23 protein-coding genes are annotated in these 22562 nt (G+C 71.2%); 6 read left to right on the forward strand and 17 right to left on the reverse strand.

The window, feature by feature from the left end:
* Positions 1–66: 66 nt before the first annotated feature.
* Complete coding sequence (gene recX / locus ACGFY9_RS10720; RefSeq protein ID WP_393753342.1) at positions 67–1035, reverse strand: recombination regulator RecX; 969 nt, start codon at positions 1033–1035, stop codon at positions 67–69.
* A gap of 3 nt (positions 1036–1038) precedes the next feature.
* A complete protein-coding gene (gene recA, locus ACGFY9_RS10725) occupies positions 1039–2172 on the reverse strand; it encodes a recombinase RecA (RefSeq protein WP_393753343.1) in 1134 nt (377 codons plus the stop codon).
* Positions 2173–2507: 335 nt separating this feature from the next.
* Here recA and ACGFY9_RS10730 point away from each other — a divergent pair, with 335 nt between their 5' ends.
* Positions 2508–2708, forward strand: a complete 201-nt coding sequence (locus ACGFY9_RS10730; protein ID WP_393753344.1) for a hypothetical protein — start codon at positions 2508–2510, stop codon at positions 2706–2708.
* Between the two features lie 77 nt (positions 2709–2785).
* Here ACGFY9_RS10730 and ACGFY9_RS10735 read toward each other — a convergent pair whose 3' ends face one another.
* From ACGFY9_RS10735 to ACGFY9_RS10755, 5 genes are all read right to left on the reverse strand, one after another.
* Positions 2786–3034 carry a dihydrofolate reductase family protein gene (locus tag ACGFY9_RS10735; RefSeq protein ID WP_393753345.1) on the reverse strand — a complete coding sequence of 83 codons (249 nt, stop codon included), beginning with the start codon at positions 3032–3034 and terminating at the stop codon, positions 2786–2788.
* Between the two features lie 291 nt (positions 3035–3325).
* Positions 3326–3757 (reverse strand): PfkB family carbohydrate kinase, encoded by a 432-nt coding sequence (locus ACGFY9_RS10740; protein ID WP_393753390.1) that lies wholly within the window; start codon positions 3755–3757, stop codon positions 3326–3328.
* Positions 3667–3939: an SRPBCC family protein gene (locus ACGFY9_RS10745; RefSeq protein WP_393753346.1), complete on the reverse strand. Its 273-nt coding sequence runs from the start codon at positions 3937–3939 to the stop codon at positions 3667–3669. The genes ACGFY9_RS10740 and ACGFY9_RS10745 overlap by 91 nt, the downstream gene beginning before the upstream one ends.
* Positions 3939–4187, reverse strand: a complete 249-nt coding sequence (locus tag ACGFY9_RS10750; protein ID WP_393753347.1) for an acyl carrier protein — start codon at positions 4185–4187, stop codon at positions 3939–3941. The genes ACGFY9_RS10745 and ACGFY9_RS10750 overlap by 1 nt, the downstream gene beginning before the upstream one ends.
* Before the next feature lie 24 nt (positions 4188–4211).
* Entirely contained in the window at positions 4212–4394 is a 183-nt protein-coding gene (locus ACGFY9_RS10755) for a hypothetical protein (protein WP_393753348.1), read from the reverse strand.
* Between the two features lie 96 nt (positions 4395–4490).
* On the opposite strand from ACGFY9_RS10755, the gene ACGFY9_RS10760 reads away from it, so the two are divergent.
* Positions 4491–5249 (forward strand): hypothetical protein, encoded by a 759-nt coding sequence (locus ACGFY9_RS10760; protein ID WP_393753349.1) that lies wholly within the window; start codon positions 4491–4493, stop codon positions 5247–5249.
* A 34-nt stretch (positions 5250–5283) separates the two neighbouring features.
* On the opposite strand, the gene ACGFY9_RS10765 is transcribed toward ACGFY9_RS10760, so the two are convergent.
* A complete protein-coding gene (locus ACGFY9_RS10765) occupies positions 5284–6690 on the reverse strand; it encodes an AI-2E family transporter (protein WP_393753350.1) in 1407 nt (468 codons plus the stop codon).
* An 81-nt stretch (positions 6691–6771) separates the two neighbouring features.
* The gene (locus tag ACGFY9_RS10770) at positions 6772–6966 is read right to left on the reverse strand and encodes a DUF3046 domain-containing protein (protein WP_033286172.1); all 195 of its coding nucleotides are present in this window, start codon (positions 6964–6966) and stop codon (positions 6772–6774) included.
* Positions 6967–7046: 80 nt separating this feature from the next.
* Between ACGFY9_RS10770 and ACGFY9_RS10775 the strand changes: the two genes are divergently transcribed.
* The gene (locus tag ACGFY9_RS10775) at positions 7047–7991 is read left to right on the forward strand and encodes a hypothetical protein (protein ID WP_393753351.1); all 945 of its coding nucleotides are present in this window, start codon (positions 7047–7049) and stop codon (positions 7989–7991) included.
* A 12-nt stretch (positions 7992–8003) separates the two neighbouring features.
* Here the strand turns inward: ACGFY9_RS10775 and ACGFY9_RS10780 are convergent, their stop codons facing one another.
* From ACGFY9_RS10780 to ACGFY9_RS10790, 3 genes are read right to left on the reverse strand one after another with little or no spacing between them, the layout of a single operon-like run.
* Entirely contained in the window at positions 8004–8312 is a 309-nt protein-coding gene (locus ACGFY9_RS10780) for an AzlD domain-containing protein (RefSeq protein ID WP_393753352.1), read from the reverse strand.
* Positions 8309–9076, reverse strand: coding sequence for an AzlC family ABC transporter permease (locus ACGFY9_RS10785; protein WP_393753391.1), 768 nt, complete (start codon positions 9074–9076; stop codon positions 8309–8311). Before ACGFY9_RS10785 ends, ACGFY9_RS10780 begins: the two co-directional genes overlap by 4 nt.
* Complete coding sequence (locus ACGFY9_RS10790; RefSeq protein ID WP_393753353.1) at positions 8980–9966, reverse strand: AraC family ligand binding domain-containing protein; 987 nt, start codon at positions 9964–9966, stop codon at positions 8980–8982. Before ACGFY9_RS10790 ends, ACGFY9_RS10785 begins: the two co-directional genes overlap by 97 nt.
* A gap of 175 nt (positions 9967–10141) precedes the next feature.
* On the opposite strand from ACGFY9_RS10790, the gene ACGFY9_RS10795 reads away from it, so the two are divergent.
* The 3 genes from ACGFY9_RS10795 (at position 10142) to ACGFY9_RS10805 (ending at position 17499) form a co-directional block, all read left to right on the forward strand.
* On the forward strand, positions 10142–15307 hold the full coding sequence (locus ACGFY9_RS10795) for an ATP-dependent helicase (RefSeq protein ID WP_393753354.1): 5166 nt from the start codon (positions 10142–10144) through the stop codon (positions 15305–15307).
* Positions 15308–15775: 468 nt separating this feature from the next.
* On the forward strand, positions 15776–16702 hold the full coding sequence (locus ACGFY9_RS10800; RefSeq protein ID WP_393753355.1) for an Fpg/Nei family DNA glycosylase: 927 nt from the start codon (positions 15776–15778) through the stop codon (positions 16700–16702).
* Between the two features lie 32 nt (positions 16703–16734).
* Positions 16735–17499 carry an SDR family NAD(P)-dependent oxidoreductase gene (locus ACGFY9_RS10805; protein WP_393753356.1) on the forward strand — a complete coding sequence of 255 codons (765 nt, stop codon included), beginning with the start codon at positions 16735–16737 and terminating at the stop codon, positions 17497–17499.
* A 686-nt stretch (positions 17500–18185) separates the two neighbouring features.
* Here the strand turns inward: ACGFY9_RS10805 and ACGFY9_RS10810 are convergent.
* From ACGFY9_RS10810 to ACGFY9_RS10830, 5 genes are all read right to left on the reverse strand, one after another.
* The gene (locus ACGFY9_RS10810; protein WP_019060943.1) at positions 18186–18560 is read right to left on the reverse strand and encodes a helix-turn-helix domain-containing protein; all 375 of its coding nucleotides are present in this window, start codon (positions 18558–18560) and stop codon (positions 18186–18188) included.
* A gap of 109 nt (positions 18561–18669) precedes the next feature.
* The gene (locus tag ACGFY9_RS10815) at positions 18670–19215 is read right to left on the reverse strand and encodes a CinA family protein (protein WP_393753357.1); all 546 of its coding nucleotides are present in this window, start codon (positions 19213–19215) and stop codon (positions 18670–18672) included.
* Positions 19212–20027 (reverse strand): CDP-diacylglycerol--glycerol-3-phosphate 3-phosphatidyltransferase, encoded by an 816-nt coding sequence (gene pgsA, locus ACGFY9_RS10820; protein ID WP_393753358.1) that lies wholly within the window; start codon positions 20025–20027, stop codon positions 19212–19214. The genes ACGFY9_RS10815 and pgsA overlap by 4 nt, the downstream gene beginning before the upstream one ends.
* A complete protein-coding gene (gene rimO / locus ACGFY9_RS10825; protein ID WP_393753359.1) occupies positions 20024–21496 on the reverse strand; it encodes a 30S ribosomal protein S12 methylthiotransferase RimO in 1473 nt (490 codons plus the stop codon). Before rimO ends, pgsA begins: the two co-directional genes overlap by 4 nt.
* A 110-nt stretch (positions 21497–21606) precedes the next feature.
* The gene (locus ACGFY9_RS10830) at positions 21607–22464 is read right to left on the reverse strand and encodes a helix-turn-helix domain-containing protein (RefSeq protein WP_393753360.1); all 858 of its coding nucleotides are present in this window, start codon (positions 22462–22464) and stop codon (positions 21607–21609) included.
* Positions 22465–22562 lie beyond the last annotated feature (98 nt).

Below are 22562 nucleotides of genomic sequence, written 5' to 3' on the forward strand. Positions count from 1 at the left end.
TGTTCAGGACGTTCGCACCACCAAGAGGTCAGAACCCGATCGATGCGGAACCGGATCGATCCCGGATCAGTACCCCTCGTCCCCGAGGAACTCCGTGTCCTCGCCCTCTTCCTCCAGCGCCTGCCGGACCACTCTGAGGGCCATGCCCTGGGAGTAGCCCTTGCGGGCCAGCATGCCCGCGAGGCGGCGCAGCCTCTTGTCGCGGTCGGGGCCCCGGGTGGACCGCAGTTTGCGGTCGACCAGTTCGCGCGCCGTCGTCTCCTCCTGCTCGGAGTCGAGCTGGGAGACGGCCTCGTCGATCAGCGTCGAGTCGACGCCCTTGGTACGCAGTTCTTGGGCGAGCGCCCGTCGGGCCAAGCCCCGTCCGTGGTGCCGGGACTCCACCCAGGCGTCCGCGAACGCGCCGTCGTTGATCAGCCCGACCTCCTCGAACCGCGACAGCACCTCGTCCGCCACCTCGTCCGGGATCTCCCGCTTGCGCAGGGCGTCCGCGAGTTGCTTGCGGGTGCGCGGGTTCCCGGTGAGCAGGCGCAGGCAGATTCCCCGTGCCCGCTCAGCCGGATCCGCCGGCGGTTCCTCCTTCTTCTCGGCCCTCGGCGAGGAGAAGTCGGCCCCGTCCGCTTCGGAGGAATCCCCGAAGCCGCGGCCACGGCGCCCACGTCTACCGCGTGCGCCGTCACCGCGCGCCGTAGACCCTCGTGAGCCGCCCTCGCCACGCGCTCCACGGCTGCGGCGCGAGCCGCGGCCGGGTGCGTCGTCATCGGCGGACCCGTCGCCGGGCGAACTGCCGCCAGGCGCCGAGCTCCTGAAAAGCCGACCGGTGCCCGCCGAACCATCGCCGGGCTCCGGGCCACCGAAAGGCGGACCGGCCTCCCCCGCGAAACCGCCGCCCGGCTCGTCGCCGTACGGCCCGTCCATGCCGTACGGCTCCTCAGGCGTGCCGTCCGCACCGTAGGCCAGGCCATCGCAGCCTCTCCCGCGCCCCTGTGGGGCGTCGGGATACGCGTACTCGGCCCAGTCCGTTCGTCGTGTCACGGGTCAGCTCTTGGCAGCCGTGGCCTTGGCCTTGGTGGTCTTGGCCGCGGCCGGAGCGGGCACCGCCTTGGCGGCGTCGTCCGTGGCGGCGGGGACCGCCGCGTCCGCGACCGGCTCGACGGCCGGCTTGTCTTTCTCGGGACGGACGCCCACGCCCAGCTTCTCCAGGATCTTCTTCTCGATCTCGTTGGCCAGGTCGGGGTTGTCCTTGAGGAAGTTGCGCGCGTTCTCCTTGCCCTGGCCGAGCTGGTCGCCCTCGTACGTGTACCAGGCGCCGGCCTTGCGGACGAAGCCGTTCTCCACGCCCATGTCGATCAGGCCGCCCTCGCGGCTGATGCCGTGGCCGTAGAGGATGTCGAACTCGGCCTGCTTGAAGGGCGGCGCGACCTTGTTCTTGACGACCTTGACGCGGGTGCGGTTGCCGACCGCGTCGGTGCCGTCCTTGAGGGTCTCGATACGACGGATGTCGAGTCGCACGGAGGCGTAGAACTTCAGCGCGCGGCCACCGGTCGTGGTCTCCGGGGAGCCGAACATCACGCCGATCTTCTCGCGGAGCTGGTTGATGAAGATCGCGGTGGTCTTGGACTGGTTGAGCGCACTCGTGATCTTCCGCAGGGCCTGGCTCATCAGACGGGCCTGCAGACCGACGTGGCTGTCACCCATCTCGCCCTCGATCTCCGCGCGCGGGACGAGCGCCGCGACGGAGTCGATGACGATGAGGTCGAGGGCTCCGGAGCGGACCAGCATGTCCACGATCTCCAGGGCCTGCTCACCGTTGTCCGGCTGGGACAGGATCAGGTTGTCGATGTCGACGCCGAGCTTCTTCGCGTACTCGGGGTCGAGTGCGTGCTCGGCGTCGATGAAGGCCACCTGTCCGCCGGCCCGCTGGGCGTTCGCCACCGCGTGCAGGGTCAGGGTCGTCTTTCCGGAGGACTCCGGGCCGTAGACCTCCACCACTCGGCCGCGCGGCAGGCCGCCGACACCGAGGGCGACGTCCAGTGCGGTCGACCCGGTGGGGATGACCTCGATGGGCTCGTTCGGCCGCTCGCCCAGGCGCATCACCGCGCCCTTGCCGAATTGCCGTTCAATCTGTGCGAGTGCGGCGTCCAACGCCTTCTCGCGGTCGGTTCCTGCCATGGGTTCCACCCGGTTTGCTTGAGTCGATCGCTTCACGTCAAAGACGCTAACGCCTGCCACTGACAATGCGCCCCGACGCCCGTCCAGCCTGTGGATAACTCGGACACTTCACCATCAAAAGCCTGCCGAAATGCCCGTCATGGCCTCGCCGGAGCTTCCATAAGAATGGATGTTCGATTTTCGTGTCAAGCGCACCACGCGGCACTCGCGTCATCGATGTCCCGTGACGCCTCATGCCGTGGCAACGCTTCGAATGACATGGAAATCCTTCCCGTGCCGGAGGTCGTGCCCGTTGACTGGCAGCAGCCAACGGCAACCGACGACGGGAGAGTTCGATGAAGATGTGGAAACGCGCGGGGATCGCGTCCGTGCTGGTCGTGGCGACCGTCGGCATCATGAGTCCGGCGGCGTCGGCCGCTCCCATGCCGTGGAAGACCAGCCGCGTGCACCAGCCCGCACCCCAGATCGCACCGATCTCCTCGGCCGTCGAGACCGGCAGCGTCAGCGTCCTGTGCGGTCCGCCTTGCTACCAGTAGGCCCCTTCGCGAGCGCCGCACGCTGCTGAACCATCGCACTTCCCCGGCGCGTCCTCCGCCCTCATGCCACAGGACGATCACGTCCCGACCGGCCAACAGCGCACGTTCACCGCGGCCGCGTGGTCATGACCGTTCAGCAGCCCGAGCCGGACCGGGGCGCCGCCGGGGTTGTCGAAGAGCCGGACGCCGTCGCCGAGCAGCACCGGAACGATGTGCAGGTCGATCTCGTCGATCAGCCCGCGCTCCAGGAGTTGTGTAGGGTCCGCGGTCTGGCCGTCGGGCCAGGCGTACAGCGGGCCGGTGACGTTCATGAAGTCGCTGGACATGACGCTGCGGCCGAGGAGCTGGCGGCCAGAGGCGAGGCACCCTTCGGTGGAGCCGGAGCGGTACTACCCCTGGTGTGGATTCCTAGGCGTTGAGCGAGGCGTTCTGCGAGGACGTCGCGCAACGCTTCGGCATCGGACGCGGATCATTCCCGTGTTGGCATGTTCCACCCGATGAACCAGGACGAGAGCAGTGCCCCCGGTTGTGCATTCACAGCGGTACTCCAATGTTCAATGAACCGGACTCGCGCGTCGCCAGGGGCAGCTCAGCGGCGCCAGGGACCACGCGGGCGATCAGCGCAATCGGGAGAGGCGGTGGCCTAGGTCGTTGGCCACCTCTGGTCCGTAGGTCGAACGGCATAACGCCATCAACCCTTCACCGTTCAGCTGGTACTCCTGGGGACCCGGCGCGCGCAGGACGCTCGCTGCCACCGCACAGCCGAGCTGGGCGCCCCGCGTCGAGGTGAGGCCCCACGCGAGTGCCGCGATGAAGCCGGCGCGGAATCCGTCCCCCACGCCGGTGGGGTCTTCTGGTTCAGTGACGGGCACGGCCGAGACCTCGACAGCACACTCACCCTGTCGTTGGACCCGGCAGCCCTTCTCGCCCAAGGTCGTTACCCAGGTGCCGACTCTTGCTAGCACGTCGGCAGCCGTCCAGCCTGTCTTGCGCCGTAGCAGAGTGCTCTCGTACGAGTTCGTGAAGAGGTGGTCGGCACCCGTGACCAGACCCGGCCGTCGGAGTCGGGGCGTGTGGTGAGACGGAACTCGATGGCGTCGCCCTCGCGCCGGAGGATCTCCACCTCGGCGTATTCGGCGAACAGCGCCGGCCAGGACTCGACGTCGTTGGTCATGGTCCACACCACCTCGAACGGGGCCCGGACGACGATCGTGTTGTCGGTGGCGGCCATCAGGCGGCCTCCGTCCTGCTGTTGACGAGGTCGAGGGTCGCGCGCGGGGTCCTGGTCTCGAAGACCTCCTCGTCGCTGATCTCGATTCCGTGCTCGCTTCCCAACTCGGCGAAGATCTCCAGGACCGCGACCGAGTCGTACCCGAGGTCCTGGTAGGAGACGTCGAGGATGCCTCCGTCCAGACCTGCGACATCGGAGTCTCCGGCGCATCGGCGGATGGTGGAGACGAGTCCTTCGAGTGACAGCAAGGTGGTGCACCTCCAGGGGATGGGTCAGACGCGGGTGAGGACGACTGCGGAGTTGAAGCCGCCCGTGCCGCGCGCGAGGACAACGGCGTTCTTGAGGGGGAGTTCACGCGGCTCGTTGAGCACCAGGTCGAGTTCCGGGGGTGCTTCGCGGGTGCCGACGGTCGGAGGGACGACGCCGTCGTGGAGCGCCATCAGGGCGGTGGCCATGTCGAGGGCTCCGCCACCCGAGTACTTCCGCCGTCGTACGGCTGATGTCTTCGGCCGTACGACGACTGCGCGGCACGTTCCCGCGAGTCTCGGGCCATGACTCGGACCCTGAAGTCCCGCGTACGGCCCGCCGAGCGTCTCTGCCATGCGACCGGTGCCCTGTTGATCCTCTCCGGGCTGGTGCACCTGGTGGTGTTCGCGGTCGACGGCGGCCCCTGGTACGGGCCCGTCTCCTGGCGCAAGCCCGTCACGTTCGGGCTCTCCTTCGGGGCGACGCTGATGGCGGTCACCTGGGTCACGTCGTATCTGCGCGTCGGGGCCCGCCTGCGCACCGTGCTGCTCGTCGTGTTCGCCGCCGACTGTGTCGTGGAGGTCGGCGGCATCACCCTCCAGGCGTGGCGCCGGGTGCCGTCGCACCTCGACATGGAGACGCCCTTCGACACCGCGGTGTCCATGACGCTCGCGGTGGGCGGTGGTGTCCTGGTGGTGCTGCTCACCGTGTTCGCGGTGGCGTCCTTCCGGCACCGGCCGACGGGGCCTACAGGGATGGCGCTCGCGGTGCGTTCCGGGTTCGCGATCCTGCTCGTGGCGCTGGCCTCGGGCGCCGCGATGATCGCGCGCGGGGTCGTTCTCGCCCGGACCGGCCACCCGGAGGCGGCGTACCACTCGACGGCTCCGCTCAAGCCGCTGCACGGGGTGAGCCTGCACGCCGTCCTGGTGTTGCCGGGCCTGGCCTGGCTGCTGTCCCGCACGTCCTGGAGCGAGGTGGCACGGCGGCGGACCGTGACGGTGGCGGTCGGCTGCTACGTGGTCGCCGTGACCGGCGCCGGGGTGTGGGCGGTGCTCACGTACTGACCGCGACGCCCCGGTGTTCTCGCCGGATCATCCTTCAGGAGGAGCCGGAGGAGCCCTCTCCGGAGTCCTTCGGTTCGGAGTCGGCCGGTGCGGAGCCGGTCGCTTCCGGATCGGTCGGCCGCGAGTCGGCGCTTCCGGAATCGGCCGTAGCGGCGGAGCTGGTCGTAGGGGCGGGATCGCTGGTACCGGCGGAGTCGATCGCCGTCGGCTCCGCCGCGCCCGGTCGCCGTTCCCACAGGCCTCGCCCGCGTGCCAGCAGGCCGGGACCGTCGGAGCCACGAGTGGTCCGGTGTCCGTGGACCCGGGGATCGTCCGTGACGGCGTACCGCTTCACATACGCCCCGAGGAACGCCTGGAGCGTGGCGACCGCCGGGATGGAGATCAGCGCGCCGACGGCGCCCAGGAGCGCGGTGCCCGCGATGACCGAGCCGAAGGCGACCGCGGGGTGGATGTCGACGGTCTTCGCGGTCAGCTTGGGCTGGAGCATGTAGTTCTCGAACTGCTGGTAGACCACGACGAAGATCAGCACCCACAGCGCGTACCAGGGGTCCACGGTGAAGGCGATCAGCATGGGCAGGGCGCCCGCGAGATACGTGCCGATGGTCGGGATGAACTGGGAGACCAGGCCCACCCAGACCGCGAGCACGGGCGCGTACGGGATGCCCAGCGCCTGCAGCAGGATGTAGTGCGCCACTCCGGAGACCAGCGCCATCAGCCCGCGGGAGTATATGTAGCCGCCCGTCTTGTCGACGGCGATCTCCCACGCGCGCAGCACCTCGGCCTGCCGGGCGGGCGGCAGTACGGAGCACAGCGCGCGCCGCAGCCGCGGCCCGTCGGCGGCGAAGTAGAACGAGAACAGACCGATCGTCAGCAGCTGGAAGAGGCCCCCGAGCACCTGGGTCGACACGTCCAGCACGCCGGTCGCGCTGTTCTGCACGTACTTGCGCAGCCAGTCGGAGTGGAGCAGCCCCTCCTGGATGTCGACCCGTCTGAGGTCGGTGTGGAAGTGCCCGTTGACCCAGTTGATGACGGAGTCGAGGTAGTCCGGGAAGTCCTCGATCATCTTGATGATCTGGCCGGCGAGCATCGACCCGAGGAGGGTGACGAACCCGGCGCTCACGATCAGCAGGCCGAGGAACACCAGGAAGGTGGCCAGCCCCCGGCGCATGCCGTACGCGGCCAGCCGGCTCACCGCGGGCTCGATGGCGAGGGCCAGGAAGAACGCGATGAGGATGTTGATCAGCAGCCCGATGAGCTGGTGGAAGGCCCAACTGCCCAGCTGGAACACGGCGACGAGACCGAGCGCCAGCACCATGGCCCGGGGCAGCCAGCGCGGCATGCCCGGGCCCGGCGCGGCGCCGTCGGCCGGGGGCCGGGTCGGCGGCGTACCGATCGGGGATGCCTGCTGGGCGTCGTGCCCGGTCTCGTCAGTGACTGCCACGGTGCAAGTCTCGCCTACGCCACTGACAACCGGTCACCGGCGTCGATCTTCGTGACCGATCAGCGACGTTCCCGCGGGAGATCAGCGGCTCTGCCGCGGAACGTTCATGACGTCGCAGACCACACGCCACACGTCCTTGGCCTCCCAGCCCGCGTCCAGCGCCTCGTGCACCGTCCGCCCGCCGAGCTCCGTCATCACATGATCGCGCGCGAAGCTCTCGGCGTATCCCGCACCGAAGTGCTCCGTCATCCGCTCCCAGAAGACCGTCAACCGCATGACACCAGTATCCCGCCCCTGAGAGTGGGACCATCTCGGGACCCCTTGCGGAGACCGCTTTCCGTCCTACGGTCTGACGCATGGCCGAAACAGGAGCTTCCCCACTCCCCCCGACGCCCCCGGCGCACTCCCCGCTCTTCCGCGCCGAGCACTTCGTCTGGCTCACCGCGCGCGTGCTGGAACAGCGCCTCTTCGCGTACCACTTCCTCAACGGCGAACCCGATCCGGTGGAGACCGCGCTGGACGCCTACCGCAACGAGGACGGCGGGTACGGGCACGCGCTGGAGCCCGATCTGCGCGGCCCGGTGAGCCAGCCGCTGCACACCGGTCACGCGCTGCGCGTCCTGGACGCCGTCGGACGCTGCGGCGGGCAGCGGGTGGAACGCGTGTGCCGCTATCTGACCTCGGTGTCCACGGCCGACGGCGCCCTGCCGGCGATCCTTCCCGGCCAGCGCGGCTATCCGACGGCTCCCTTCGTGCCGATCATGGACGACCCGCCCAGCGAACTCCTCGCCACCGGGCCGGTGGTGGGCCTGCTGCACCGCAACGAGGTATGGCACGCGTGGCTGTTCCGGGCCACCGACTTCTGCTGGCAGGCGGTCGACTCCCTGGAGAAGTCGCACCCCTACGAGATCGAGGCCGCCGTGGCCTTCCTGGACTCGGCGCCCGACCGCCCGCGCGCGGAGGCCGCCGCCGACCGCCTCGGCCGCCTGGTCCGCGAGCACCGGTTGGCCGCCCTGGACCCGGAGCATCTGGAGGCCTACCCGGTCGCCCCCGGGTACGCACCCGGCGAACACCACTTCCCGTACGACTACGCGAAGACGCCGAGTTCCCTCGCGCGCGCGTGGTTCACGGACGACGAGATGGCCCGCTCCCTGGACCACCTGGCAGGCGATCAGCGGGAGGACGGCGGCTGGCCGATCCGCTGGCGTCAGTGGGCGCCTGGCATCTCCCTGGAGGCACGCCCCATGGTGACGATCCAGGCGCTGCGCACCCTGAAGGCGTACGGCCGCGCCGTGGGCTGACCCAGAGCCGCTTCAGCCGCCGATGGCCCGCACGCCCGCCGTCACCAGCACGGCCGCCGCGACGACGAGCAGGAACGGTGCCCGCAGCACCAGCGCCACGGCGGCCGCCGCGAGCCCCGCGGCCCGGGCATCGAGCACGAGCGCGTGCCCGTCGGCGAAGGTCTGCTGGGCCGTGAGCGCGGCGAGCAGGGCGACCGGCAGCAGAGCGGCGAGCCGCCTCACCAGCGGCCGTTCAAGGGCGCCCGCGGGCACCAGCAGTCCGGCGAACTTGACGACGTAACAGCCGAGGGCGGTCGCCGCGATCGCGATCCAGACGGTCAACGGTCTTCCTCCTGTGCGTCGTAACTGCCTTCTTCTGGTGCGTCGTTACGCGACCCGCCCTGCCGACGACCCTCTATGTAGAGGGCGATCGGCGCCGCGAGAGCCGCCGCCAGGACCGGCACACCGGCCGGCAGCACGGGCAGCAGCCCCAGTCCCAACAGGACCGCGAGCGCGGCGACGGCACGCTCGGTGGTGGTCGTGAGCATGGGCGCGAGCAGCGCCAGGAAGACCGCGGGACCGGCCGCGTCGAGACCCCAGGCGTCCGTGTCCCCGATGGCCTTCGCGCCCAGCGCGCCCAGCAGCGTGGTGAGGTTCCACAGCAGGTACAGGGTGAGCCCGGTGACGGTGAAGCCGATCCGCGCGGCACGCCGTGTGGGCTGCGCGAGGGTGACGGCCGCCGTCTCGTCGATGATCCACTGGGCGGCGAACGGCCGCACCGCGCGCGGGAGTGCCAGCAACTGCGAGAGCCGCAGCCCGTAGAAGGTGTTGCGCACACCCAGGAAGAAGGCTCCCGCCGCCGCGGTGAGCGGATTGCCGCCGGCCGCGAGCGCTCCTACGAGCGCGAACTGGGAGGCGCCGGTGAACACCAGGAGGCTGAGGGCGCAGGTCTGCAGCAGGGTGAGCCCGCCACCGGCCGAGGTCACCCCGAAGGCGAACCCGGACAGCCCTACGGCGACCCCGACCCCCAGGGCGTCCCGTACGACGGCGGAGTCGGGCTTGCCCCCTGCGTTGGGGTCCAGTTCTCCTCCCGCTCCGGCGCGTATGTCTTCTGAAGCGATCTGTTCTGCCACGTGTCGGACGGTAGGAGCAGTCGCGGACCCGCGTCTTGTACGTTCTTGCGCTCCCGCTGGTACGCGCCCGGAGGCACGCCGACGATCCGGGCGAAGTGCCGGTTGAGGTGCGGCTGGTCCGTGAACCCGACGGCGACGGCGGCCTCCGCGGGCGCCGTACCCGAGTCCAGGAGCTGTCGTGCCCGGCGTACCCGGGCGTTGGTCAGCCAGGTGTGGGGCGGCATCCCGTAGGCGCCCCGGAACGCGCGCAGCAGCGCGAACGGGCTGGTTTCCAGATCCCCGGCGAGCTGCTCCAGGGTGGGCGGTTCCGCCATCCGGTCCTCCAGCACGGCACGCGCGCGTGCGGCGACCCGGCCGCCGGCCGTGGGCACGACGCGCTGCGGCAGCGGTCCGCCGTTCAGCCGGAGCAGTCTGGTGACCGCGACCCGCAGCAGGGTGTCGGCGGCGAGCGCGTTGCCCTCGTCGGCCGCGCGCAGGATCTGATGGACGAGCCCCACGGTGTAGGGGTCGTCGAGCACGGGGCTGATGAAACCGGGAGTGCCGCGGATCGAGGTGGTCTCGGCGGCTATCGCGGCCACCACCTCGGGCGGCGGGTAGACCGCCCCGTACCGCCAGCCCTCGGGCACACCCGCCCGGCCGGTGTGCGGAGTGTCCGGATTGACCAGCGCGAGCGCCCCCGCCCCGGCGGAGACGTCGCCCCCACGGTGGTGGAACACCTCGACGCCGTCCGCGATGGCGGCGATGACGAAGTTCTCGTGCGTGTGCCGCACGAACGTCTTGTGGATGTACCGGGCGCGCAGCAGGTCGACGCCGGGCAGCTCCGTGTACTGCCAATGTCTCGCCAGCTCGCCCGAACCTGCCATACGGCCATTCTCCGCCACGGCGACGGAACGAAGCGGTCCTGCCCACGGCGACGGGAAGCAGCCGAAACGATCCTGGCCCCGGCGGCCGGTCAAGACCGACACGATTCCGCGAGCCACCGTCACGGAATCCCCGCAGGTCAGACGCATTGTCAGTGGTCGGGTGCAGGATGGACGCATGGTCAGCTCCGCACATCGAGCCCTCGACGGCTTCTCCCCCGCGACCCGCGGCTGGTTCACGGGGGCCTTCTCCGCGCCCACCGCAGCCCAGGCGGGCGCGTGGCAGGCCATCGGTGAGGGCTCGGACGTGCTGGTGGTCGCCCCGACCGGCTCCGGCAAGACCCTGGCCGCCTTCCTCGCCGCCGTGGACCAGCTCGCCGCGACGCCCCCGCCCGCCGACCCGAAGAAGCGCTGCCGCGTCCTGTACGTGTCTCCGCTCAAGGCCCTCGCGGTCGACGTGGAGCGCAACCTCCGCTCCCCGCTGACCGGCATCCGCCAGGAGTCCGTCCGCCTGGGCCTGCCCGAGCCCGAGGTCAAGGTCGGCATCCGCTCCGGCGACACCCCGCCCGCCGAGCGCCGCGCGCTGTCCACGCGCCCGCCGGACATCCTGATCACCACCCCGGAGTCCCTGTTCCTGATGCTCACGTCGGCCACGCGCGACGCGCTGACCGGCATCGAGACGGTGATCCTGGACGAGGTGCACGCGGTCGCGGGCACCAAGCGGGGCGCGCATCTCGCGCTGTCCCTGGAGCGGCTGGACGAGCTGCTGCCGAGGCCCGCCCGCCGCATCGGCCTCTCGGCGACCGTGCGCCCGGTCGACGAGGTCGCCCGCTATCTCTCCCCGCGCCGCAAGGTGGAGATCGTCCAGCCGACGTCCGGCAAGGAGTTCGACCTCTCCGTGGTCGTCCCGGTCGAGGACCTGGGCGAGTTGGGCGGCTCTCCGGTGGCCGACGGCAAGGAGGGCGCGGAGAAGCCCTCGATCTGGCCGCATGTCGAGGAGCGCATCACCGACCTTGTCCAGTCCCATCGTTCAACGATCGTGTTCGCCAACTCCCGCCGCCTGGCCGAGCGGCTGTGCAACCGGCTCAACGAGATCGCCTACGAGCGCGCGACCGGCGAGGCCCTGGACGAACACCACGCGCCGGCCGAGCTGATGGGCGGCTCCGGCGCCGCCCAGGGCGCACCCCCGGTCATCGCCCGCGCCCACCACGGCTCGGTCTCCAAGGAGCAGCGCGCCCAGGTCGAGGAGGACCTCAAGGCGGGCCGCCTGCCGGCCGTGGTGGCCACGTCCAGTCTGGAGCTGGGCATCGACATGGGTGCCGTCGATCTCGTCATCCAGGTGGAGTCCCCGCCGTCCGTGGCCTCAGGCCTCCAGCGCGTGGGCCGCGCGGGACACCAGGTCGGCGCGGTCTCCACGGGCGTGGTCTTCCCGAAGTACCGGGGCGACCTCGTCCAGGCCGCCGTGGTCACCGAGCGCATGCGCACGGGGTCCATCGAGTCCCTGAAGGTCCCCGCCAACCCCCTGGACGTCCTCGCCCAGCAGCTCGTCGCGATGACGGCGCTGGACACCTGGCAGGTCGACGACCTGCTCGCCACGGTCCGCCGCGCCGCGCCGTTCGCCTCGCTCCCGGAGTCGGCGTTCACGGCCGTGCTCGACATGCTCGCGGGCCGCTATCCGTCCGACGCGTTCGCTGAGCTGCGCCCGCGCGTGGTGTGGGACCGCATCGCCGGCACGATCACCGGCCGCCCCGGGGCACAGCGCCTCGCTGTCACCTCCGGGGGCACGATCCCCGACCGCGGTCTCTTCGGGGTCTTCCTGGCCGGCGCCGACCCCAAGAAGGGCGGCGGCCGGGTCGGCGAGCTGGACGAGGAGATGGTCTACGAGTCCCGCGTGGGCGACGTCTTCACGCTCGGCACGAGTTCCTGGCGGATCGAGGACATCACCCGCGACCGCGTCCTGGTCTCCCCCGCCCCGGGCGTCCCCGGCCGCCTCCCCTTCTGGAAGGGCGACCAGCTGGGCCGCCCGCTCGAACTGGGCCGCGCGGTGGGCGCGTTCCTGCGCGAGGTCGGCTCGCAGCCCAAGGAGGACGCCCGCCTGCGCCTCCTCGCCGCGGGCCTCGACGCCTGGGCCGCGGAGAACGTCCTGTCGTACCTGGCCGAACAGCGCGAGGCCTGCGGCCACATCCCGGACGACCGCACGATCGTCGTGGAGCGCTTCCGCGACGAACTCGGCGACTGGCGCGTCGTCATCCACTCCCCCTTCGGCGCCCAGGTCCACGCCCCCTGGGCCCTCGCCCTCGGCGCCCGCCTCTCCGAGCGCTACGGCATGGACGCCCAGGTGATGCACGCCGACGACGGCATCGTCCTGCGGCTGCCCGACGCCGACCTCATGGGCCTGGACCTGCTCGACCAGGAACCCATGAAGGCGGGCACGGAGTACGACGCCGACCAGGCCCCCGTAGGGGCGGCGGACGTCGCCTTCGACAAGGGTGAGGTCAACCAGGTCGTCACCGACCAGGTCGGCGGCTCGGCCCTGTTCGCGGCCCGCTTCCGCGAGTGCGCCGCCCGCGCGCTGCTGCTGCCGCGCCGCAACCCCGGCAAGCGCACCCCGCTGTGGCAGCAGCGCCAGCGCGCCGCCCAACTGCTCCAGGTGGCCAGCGAGTTCGGCTCGTTCCCGATCGTCCTGGAGGCGGTCCGCGAGTGCCTCCAGGACGTCTTCGACGTCCCGGGCCTCACCGAGCTGATGGGCGACCTGGAGTCCCGCAAGGTGCGCCTCGTCGAGGTCACCACCCCCGAGCCGTCCCCCTTCGCCCGCTCCCTCCTTTTCGGGTACGTCGCCCAGTTCCTCTACGAGGGAGACTCACCGCTGGCCGAGCGCCGCGCGGCCGCCCTGTCCCTGGACTCCCACCTGCTGGCCGAGCTGCTCGGCCAGGCGGAGCTCCGCGAACTCCTCGACGCCGAGGTGCTGACCGAGCTGGAGCGCGAACTCCAGTGGCTCACCGAGGACCGCCGCATCAAGGACGTCGAGGGCGTCGCCGACCTGCTGCGCATGCTCGGCCCGCTCACCGACGCCGAGTTGGCCGAGCGGGGCGCCGCGCCGCAGTGGGCGCAGGAGCTGGCTTCGGCCCGCCGCGCGATCCGGGTCCGTATCGCCGGCGCCGACCACTGGGCGGCGATCGAGGACGCGGGCCGCCTGCGCGACGCGCTCGGCACGGCGCTGCCGGTCGGCGTCCCGGAGGCGTTCACCGAACCGGTCAAGGACCCGCTCGGCGACCTCCTGGCACGGCACGCCCGCACCCACGGCCCGTTCACGTCGGCCACCGCCGCCGCCCGCTTCGGCCTGGGCGTGGCGGTCACCGAGGGCGCCTTGCAGCGGCTCGCGGCCAACGGCCGTGTCGTACAAGGGGAGTTCCACCCGGCCGGGATCGGTCAGGAGTGGTGCGACGCGACGGTGCTGCGCCGCCTGCGCCGCCGGTCGCTGGCCGCGCTGCGGCACGAGTTGGAGCCGGTGCCGCCGGCCGCGCTCGCACAGTTCCTCCCCCAGTGGCAGCACATCGGCAAGGGGCACGGGCTGCGCGGAATCGACGGACTGGTGCGCGCCGTCGAGCAGTTGCAGGGCGCATCCGTGCCCGCGTCCGCCCTGGAGAAGCTCGTCCTGCCGTCCCGCGTGGCGAACTACGCGCCCGCCATGCTCGACGAACTCACCTCCGCCGGCGAGCTGGTGTGGGCCGGCGCGGGCTCCCTCCCGGGCAAGGACGGCTGGGTCTCCCTGTACCTGGCGGACGCGGCCCCCCTGCTCCTCCCGCCACCGCACCCTCTGGAGCTCACGGCACTGCACCAGTCGGTCCTGGACACCCTCTCCGGCGGCTACGGCCTCTTCTTCCGCCAGATCACCGACCAGATCCGCGCGACCACCCACCCGGACGTCACCGATCCCCAAGTGGCCGACGCCGTATGGGACCTGGCCTGGTCCGGACGGCTCACGAACGACACGCTCGCCCCCATGCGCTCCCTGCTGGGCTCCGGCCGTACGGCAGGTTCCACGGCCCACCGCGCCAAACGCACGGTCCCGCGCGGGCGCTACGGCTCCCTCACCGCCGCCGCGCGCCCCGCCTCCCGCACCGGGCCGCCGACCGTCGCGGGCCGCTGGTCCCTGCTCCCCGCCCACGAACCGGACCCCACCGTGCGCGCCCACGCCCTGGCCCGCACCCTCCTCGACCGGCACGGCGTGGTGACCCGGGGAGCGGTTGCCGCGGAGGGCGTCGAGGGCGGCTTCTCCGCGACGTACCGCGTCCTGTCAGCCTTCGAAGACAGCGGTCAGGCGCGGCGCGGTTATGTCGTGGAGGGGCTCGGCGCCGCCCAGTTCGCGATGGACGGCGCGGTGGACCGCCTCCGCGCGGTCGCCAACGCCCGCGACCGGGGCGACGACCTGCCCACTCCGGACGCCACGGCCAACGATCCCTACGGCTTCGGCGCCTTCGCCGACTCCAACTCGCCGACGGCCGCCCCCGGCAGCGATTCCGCCGCCCCGTTCGGAACCCCAAGCGCCACCTACGACTCGTCTGGCAACCGTGGCCAACAGGGTCCCTACGCCTCGCCGGACACCAGCAACCGGCAAGCCCCGTACGCCTCCCCTGCCGACCACGGCCGACACGACACATCCCACTCCCCCGGAACATCCAGCTCCCCGGGCTCACCCGACGGCTCCGGAGTCCACGACTTCGCCGACGCCTTCGGCCCGTTCACGGACTTCGACGACCTCGACAGCCTGGGCTCACCGGACGACCACCTCCCGAACCCGGGCGCCCCCAACTCCCGACAGCACCACACCCCCGCCTCACACCCCCCGGCCCCGGGCGACTACATCTCCCCCCGCGACTTCCCCGCCCCAACACCCCAGGGCAACATCAGCTCCCCCTACGCCAACCACCACCCCCGCCGCCCCTCCCTCGCCACCCAAGCCGTGGTCCTGGCCGCCGCCGACCCCGCGAACGCGTACGGCGCCGCCCTTCCCTGGCCCGAGCCGCCGACCGGTGCCGGGCACAAGCCGGGGCGCAAGGCGGGCTCACTCGTGGTGCTGGTCGAGGGCGAGCTGACGCTCTACATGGAGCGCGGCGGCAAGACGCTGCTCGCCTGGCCCTCCGCACCGGACACCACGGCCACCGAAGACCCACGCCTCCAGGCTGCCGCCGAGGCCCTCGCGGCAGCGGCCCGAGCCGGTTCCCTCGGCACGGTCACGGTGGAGCGGGTCAACGGCGCCTCGGCCCTGACCTCCCCCATCGGCACCGTCCTGGAAGGAGCAGGCTTCATCGCGACACCACGCGGCCTGCGCCTCCGCGCATGAACCGGATCAACGCCCTCGCGGGGTCCGGCCACCCCTCACCCAAACCGCCTCTCAACCCGAGCCGCCCCTGCCCCCAAGCCACTGCTCACCCCAAGCCACCCTTCACCCAAACCGCCTCTCAACCTGAGCTGCCCCTGCCCCCGAGTCACTGCTCACCCCCAAACCGACCCTCACCTCGTGCCGCGTATCACTTCGCGCAGCCCCTCGCCCCATGTCACTCCTACCCCAAGCCCGCCCTCACCCCACACCCCCTCTCGCCCAGCGCCGCCCCCTACCCGGGGCTCCTCTCAGCCCGTGCCCCTCTCAGCACGCACCGCCTCACACTCCACGCCCCTCACCCCGACCCGCCCCAGACCCCGGGCTCCCCTCGCCCCACGCCGCCCTACTCCCCGCGCCTCTTCCCATCCCGCGCGGCCCCTCACCCCAACCCACCCCACACCCCCTCCCACCCCATGCCACCCTTGACCCATGCCTGAAGGCGACACCGTCTGGCAGACCGCGAAGCGCCTCCACACGGCCCTCGCGGGCAAGGTGCTGACCCGTAGCGACCTCAGGGTGCCCAAGTACGCCACGGCAGACCTCACCGGCCGCACCGTCCTGGACGTCACCCCCCGGGGCAAACACCTGCTGACCCGGATCGAAGGCGGCCTCACCCTCCACTCGCACCTGCGGATGGACGGCACCTGGAGGGTCTACGCCCACGGCCAGCGCTGGAGCGGCGGCGGCCCGGCCCACCAGATCCGCGTGATCCTCGGCACCGCCGACCGTACGGCCGTCGGTTACCGCCTCCCCGTACTGGAACTCCTCCGCACAACCGAAGAACCCCGAGCCGTGGGCCACCTCGGCCCCGACCTCCTGGGTCCCGACTGGAACCCGGAGCTGGCCCTCGCCAACCTCCTCGCGGACCCCGCCCGCCCCCTCGGCGAGGCCCTGCTCGACCAGCGCAACCTGGCCGGCATCGGCAACATCTACAAGAGCGAACTCTGCTTCCTCCTGGGCGCCACCCCCTGGCTCCCCATCGGCGCACTCCCCGCCGACCGCGCCGCGAAGCTGCCCGCCGTCGCCAAGCGCCTCCTGGAAGCCAACCGCGACCGCCCCATCCGCAACACCACAAGCACCCTCACGAACAACTCCCCAATCCCAACCCGCCCCACAGGCCCCGGCACCCGAGCCCACCCCACTCCAGGCACCCGCCCCGCCGGCCCCCACACCCCAGACCTCTTCGTCTACGGCCGCGCCCCCCGCCCCTGTCTCCGCTGCAACACCCCCATCCGCACGGCCAACCAGGGCGACAGCTCCCGCGACCGCCCCACCTACTGGTGCCCGACCTGCCAGATCGGACCGGCGCCGGGTACCACCCCACCCCGCGGAACTCAGCACCGTACGAATAATTGACGACCCGTCAGAAACCCTCGTACCGTCGGTTCATGCCCGTCAAGGCGTACGACCTCACAGGACGCACCGCTTTCGTCACCGGCGCAGCCAGCGGTATCGGCCGCGCCTCCGCCGTGCTGCTCGCCGAGGCGGGCGCCACCGTGCACTGCGCCGACCGCGACGCGCAGGGCCTGCACGAGACGACGACCCTGATCAAGGACAAGGGCGGCACCGCCCGCACCCACCACCTCGACGTCACCGACCGCGCGCAACTGAAGCAGGCCGTGGACTCCTGCGAGGACCTGCACGTGATGGCCGCGGTCGCCGGGATCATGCACAGCAGCCCGGTGCTGGAGACCCGGGACGAGGATCTCGACCGCGTGCTGAACGTCAACTTCAAGGGCGTCCTGTACGCCTGCCAGGAGGCGGCCCGGCTGATGCTCGACCGCGGCACCAGGGGCAGCATCGTCACCATGGCGTCCGGCGCGATCGACACCGGAGGAGCCGGACTGCTCTGCTACAGCGTGACCAAGGCGGCCGTCGTCCAGCTGACGAAGACGCTGGCGACGGAGCTGGGCCGGCACGGCATCCGCGTCAACGCGGTCGCGCCGGGCTGGGTGCGCACGCCCATGACGGACCACCACGAGGCCGAGGCACAGGCTCGTACCGAGGCGCTGATGGTCCGACTGTCGCCGCTGGGCCGGGTAGGTGAGCCGCTGGACATCGCCCACGCCGTGCTGCATCTGGCGTCGGACGCGTCGTCGTTCACGACGGGCCAGATCCTCCGCCCGAACGGCGGCGTGGCGATGCCTTGGTAACCGGCACCGACTCGACGCCCGGCGATGCTTCGGTGGCCGACGACGGACAGCCGCCCGGCGACGGTCCAGTGCCCGGCAACGACCCATCCGCCGGCCACACCCCAGCCTCCGTCGCACCGGGGTCAGCCGGCACCCCAGCGACCGTCACGCCAAGATCCGGCGATACCCCAGCAACGGGCGCAACGGACACCCGCCAGGCCGCCCTCCACCGCCCCGCCGCCACAGCCCCCGCTGCCCGCGCCTTCGGCATGCAGTGCACCGGAAGCAGACTCAGCCCCCACCCCCCGGCGGCTACGGCCCCCTCCAGCGCCCCCGCGTGCGGCGTCAGCGCGAGCCGCAGCACGGCCCACCACCACACGGCGCAGAGCCCGAGCGCGAGCCCCCAGCGTGCTATTCGCCCCGCCATGGCCCCACCTCCAGCCCGACGCTAGAACGTCAAGGTCACCGGCAAGAAGGGCGCATCGACGGCACACGGACGCACCACTCGCCTCAACCATGACCGCCCCGGCCCGCACCGGCAAACGGACCGCCCCAGCCGCGCAGGGCCCCCGGCGACAACGCGAAAGCCCCGACCGCGCCCCTCCAGATCTCCCTGGAGAAGCCCCGGCCGGGGCTCGCACACATCGTTGAGGTCGGTCAGCGCCTCATCGGTCTACATCAGCGTCACGTCAGCGTGCGCCTGAGCGTCACGCGGCGACCACGTCCACCGCCTCGGCGGGGGCCTTGATGGTCACCCGTTCCGGTGGCACACCGGTCACCGACACGGAACCCAGCATCGGACGTACCGACGTGGGCACAGAACCGGTGGCCGCAGCAGACTGGGCCAGCTCGGCGAGAGCGAGCTCGTCGCTCACTTCCCGCATGAGTTCGGACATCCGTACGTCCAACGCGTCGCAGATGGCGGACAGCAGTTCAGAGGAAGCCTCTTTCTGCCCCCGCTCCACCTCGGAGAGATAGCCGAGTGAGACTCGGGCGGACGAGGAGACTTCGCGCAGAGTACGGCCCTGGCGCTGGCGCTGCCGACGCAGCACATCGCCCAACAGGCGACGGAGCAGAATCATCGGTGGCTCCCTCCTCGGACCGCGTAGCCGCATCCTTCTCGCCCCACCGTACCGCCTTGCGCCGCGGCCGTGCGGGGAGCGATGTCGTGTTCACTCAGGGCTGCAAACATCAAAACCCCCCGTTCTGTTCCGTATCCTGTGTCCGCTCATTCCCGGTCTGTTCGCTCACGAGCCGCTCCAGAAGCAGCGCGAGTACGCTCCGTACACTCTCTCTACGAATTTCCGCCCGGCCGCCGTTCAACCGCAGCGCGGCCACTTTCCCGCCACCGGCGGCATCCGAATCCGGTCCGAAGGGGCCGTCCACGGCCACGAAGACGGTGCCCACGGGCTGTGCGTCCTGCGACTCCGGGCCCGCCACGCCGGTGGTCGCGATGCCCCAGTCGGCGCCCAGGGCCTTCCGCACGCCGGCCGCCATCTGGGCCGCGACCTGCGCGTCCACGGCTCCCCGCTCGGCCAGCAGGGCGGCGTCGACACCGAGCAGCTGGTGCTTCAGCTCGGTGGCGTAGGCGGTGACCGAACCACGGAAAGCCTTCGAGGCTCCGGGCACCGATGTGATCTCCGCCGCAACCAGGCCACCGGTGAGCGACTCGGCGACAGCGAGCGTCGTACCGCTCACCGTCAGTAGTCGCACCACTTCAGTGGCCGTGGAACTCACGCTTCCGTCTCCTCCGACGCGGCCATGCGCTCGGCGATTCCCTGCCTGCGCAGCACAATGGCCTGTCTCACATAGTCCAGCCCGGTCAGCACGGTCAGAACGACCGCCGCCGCCATCACCCAGAACCGCAGAGTGGCCAGCCAGCCCGTCAGCGCCAGCACATACATTCCTACGGCCACACCCTGGATAAGCGTCTTCAGCTTGCCGCCGCGCGACGCGGGAATGACGCCGTACCGGATGACAAGAAAACGCAGCAGCGTGATCCCGAGTTCCCGGCCGAGGATGACGACGGTCACCCACCACGGCAGATCGCCGAGCGAGGACAGACAGATCAGCGCCGCGCCCATGATCGCCTTGTCGGCGATGGGGTCGGCGATCTTCCCGAAGTCGGTGACGAGGTCGTACGTCCGCGCCAGGTGGCCGTCGAACAGGTCGGTGATCATGGCGATGGCGAACGCCGCCCAGGCGAACGAGCGCATCGCCGGGTCGTACCCGCCGTCGGCCAGCATCAGGGCGACGAAGCCGGGGACGAGCAGCAGCCGGAGCATGGTCAGGAAGTTGGCGATGTTCCAGACGCTCGCCTGGTTGACGGCCGCGGCGACGACCTTCGCACCGCGCGCCGGCCTCGGACCACCGGGCAAACCGGACGAGGCACCGCCGGCCGAGGCTCCACCGGACGAGACACCGCCGGAGACGTTGCCCGACATCGCGCCGGAAGGGGCGCCACCGGAGGCCGCACCGGAACCCGCGCTCGCGGGCGCGCCGTTCGCGCTGGAGGTGTCGCCCGCCGCCGATGCCGGGACTCCGGTCATCTGCCCGCCTCCTCACTACACGCGAGCGAGCCCAGGAGCGGCTCGGCCACCAGGTCGACACCCTCCGTACCGACCACCTTCGCCTCGACCATACGGCCGACGCTCAGGCCTTCGCCGCTCGTGAGGAGCACCTGGCCGTCCGTCTCCGGCGCCTGGTGCTCGCCGCGGCCGTAGGCGCCGTCCTCGGAGTCCACCGACTCCACCAGCACGTGCACGGTCTCGCCGACGCGCTCCTCGGCGCGCTGCGAGACGAGTTCCTCGGCGAGCCGGGAGATGTGCGCGAGCCGCGCGTCCACGACGTCCTGGTCGAGCTTCTTGTCGTACGTCGCCGCCTCCGTGCCCTCCTCGTCGGAGTAGCCGAAGACACCGATGGCGTCCAGGCGCGCGCCGTTCAGGAAGCGCTCCAACTCGGCCAGGTCGGCCTCGGTCTCGCCGGGGAAGCCGACGATGAAGTTCGAGCGCACGCCGGCCTGCGGGGCCTTGGAGCGGATGGTGTCGAGCAGTTCGAGGAAGCGGTCCGTGTCGCCGAAGCGGCGCATGGAGCGCAGCACGTCGGGCGCGGAGTGCTGGAAGGAAAGGTCGAAGTAGGGCGCGATCTTCGGAGTCGAGGTGAGCACGTCGATGAGCCCGGGGCGCATCTCGGCGGGCTGGAGGTAGCTGACCCGCACCCGCTCCAGACCGTCGATGTCCGCCAGCTCGGGCAGCAGCGTCTCCAGGAGACGGATGTCGCCCAGGTCCTTGCCGTAGGACGTGTTGTTCTCGGAGACCAGCATGATCTCCTTGACGCCCTGCTCGGCCAGCCAGCGCGTCTCGTTCAGCACGTCGCTCGGGCGGCGGGAGATGAAGGAGCCGCGGAAGGACGGGATGGCGCAGAAGGAGCAGCGGCGGTCGCAGCCGGAGGCGAGCTTCACCGAGGCGACCGGGGAGCCGTCCAGGCGGCGGCGCAGGGGCGCGCGGGGGCCCGAGGCGGGCGCGAGGCCGTCCGGGAGGTCGACCGGGCCGTGGCCGGGGAGCGCGACGTCGGCGGCGGACTCCTGCCGCTCGGCGGGGCTGATCGGCAGCAGCTTGCGCCGGTCGCGCGGGGTGTGCGAGGCGTGGATGCCGCCGTTCAGGATGGTCTGCAGGCGGTCGGAGATGTCGGAGTAGTCGTCGAAGCCGAGCACCCCGTCGGCCTCGGGCAGCGCTTCGGCGAGCTCCTTGCCGTACCGCTCGGCCATGCAGCCCACCGCGACGACGGCCTGCGTTCTGCCGTGACCCTTCAGGTCATTGGCTTCGAGGAGGGCGTCGACTGAGTCCTTCTTGGCGGCCTCGACGAAGCCACAGGTGTTGACGACAGCGACGTCCGCGTCCTCGGCGTCCTCCACGAGTTGCCAGCCGTCCGCCTCCAAGCGGCCTGCGAGCTCCTCCGAGTCCACCTCGTTACGGGCGCAGCCAAGAGTGACGAGTGCGACGGTACGGCGTTCAGGCATGGGCTCAAGACTACTTCGTCCCACTGACACCCCACGTCGAAGGGGTTGGCCGATCTTGGCCAACCCCTTGAAACAACCACCCCGCGGGACCGATCAGCGGCCTCGGAGCCTCAACCGACCTCGGGGTCGCCCTTCGTGTACGTGAGGCGCTCCACCGCCCCGGGCTGGAAGTCGTCCTCGATCTTCTTGCCGTTGACGTAGAGCTGGATCGCACCGGCGTCGCCGAGGATCAGGTTGACCTTCGAGCTGTCCTGGAAGGTCTTGGACTCGCCCTTCTTGAGGAGTCCGTCGAAGAGCATCCGGCCGTTGTGGTCCTTGGCGGAGATCCAGCTGCGGCCGTCGACCGCGCTCACCTGGACCGTCACCTTGTCCTGCGGCGCGGCGGCGATCGCACTGTCGGAGGGGTCGGACTTGGGCGTGGCGGTGGTGTTCGAGGGCTTGGGCGCGGCGGGCTTGCTGGCGCTGGGCGTGGCCCCCTGGGTGACCTGTGACGCGGCGTCAGTGTCGCTGTCGCCGCCCTTGAACGCCGTGAACCCGACGAAGCCGACCACGGCGACGATGGCGGCGACCATGGCCGCGGTCCAGTTGGGGCCCCGCCGCTCGGGACGGATACGTTCCGCCTCGAAGAGGGGCGCCGCCGGCGTCGGGGCCGGACGTCCGCCGTGATCGTCGTCGTAGCGCGCGAGGAGGGGGGCGGGATCGATGTGGACGGCCCTGGCGAGGGTCCTGATGTGCCCGCGGGCGTAGACGTCACCGCCGCAGGGCGTGAAGTCGTCGGCCTCGATGGCGTGCACGATGGCGATACGGACCCGGGTGGCACTGCTGACGTCGTCGACGGTCAGCCCGGCGGCGATGCGCGCCTGCTGCAGGGCTCGGCCGACGGAAGGGCGGGCTTCTTCCTCATGACCGTCTGAGGAACGACCGTCTTCGAACGGACGCTCGTCTTCAGGGGAGTTGCCGATGGACACGGGGGCGCCTTTCGAGCGTGTAGCCGCCTGTGCTGGAAATTCAGTCTAGGGGGGGTACTGAAGGGTGGGGCAACCGGGCGGTAGGACTTTGTACGCCA

Origin of the sequence: Streptomyces sp. NPDC048504 (assembly GCF_043200035.1) — a bacterium.
GTDB lineage: Bacteria > Actinomycetota > Actinomycetes > Streptomycetales > Streptomycetaceae > Streptomyces.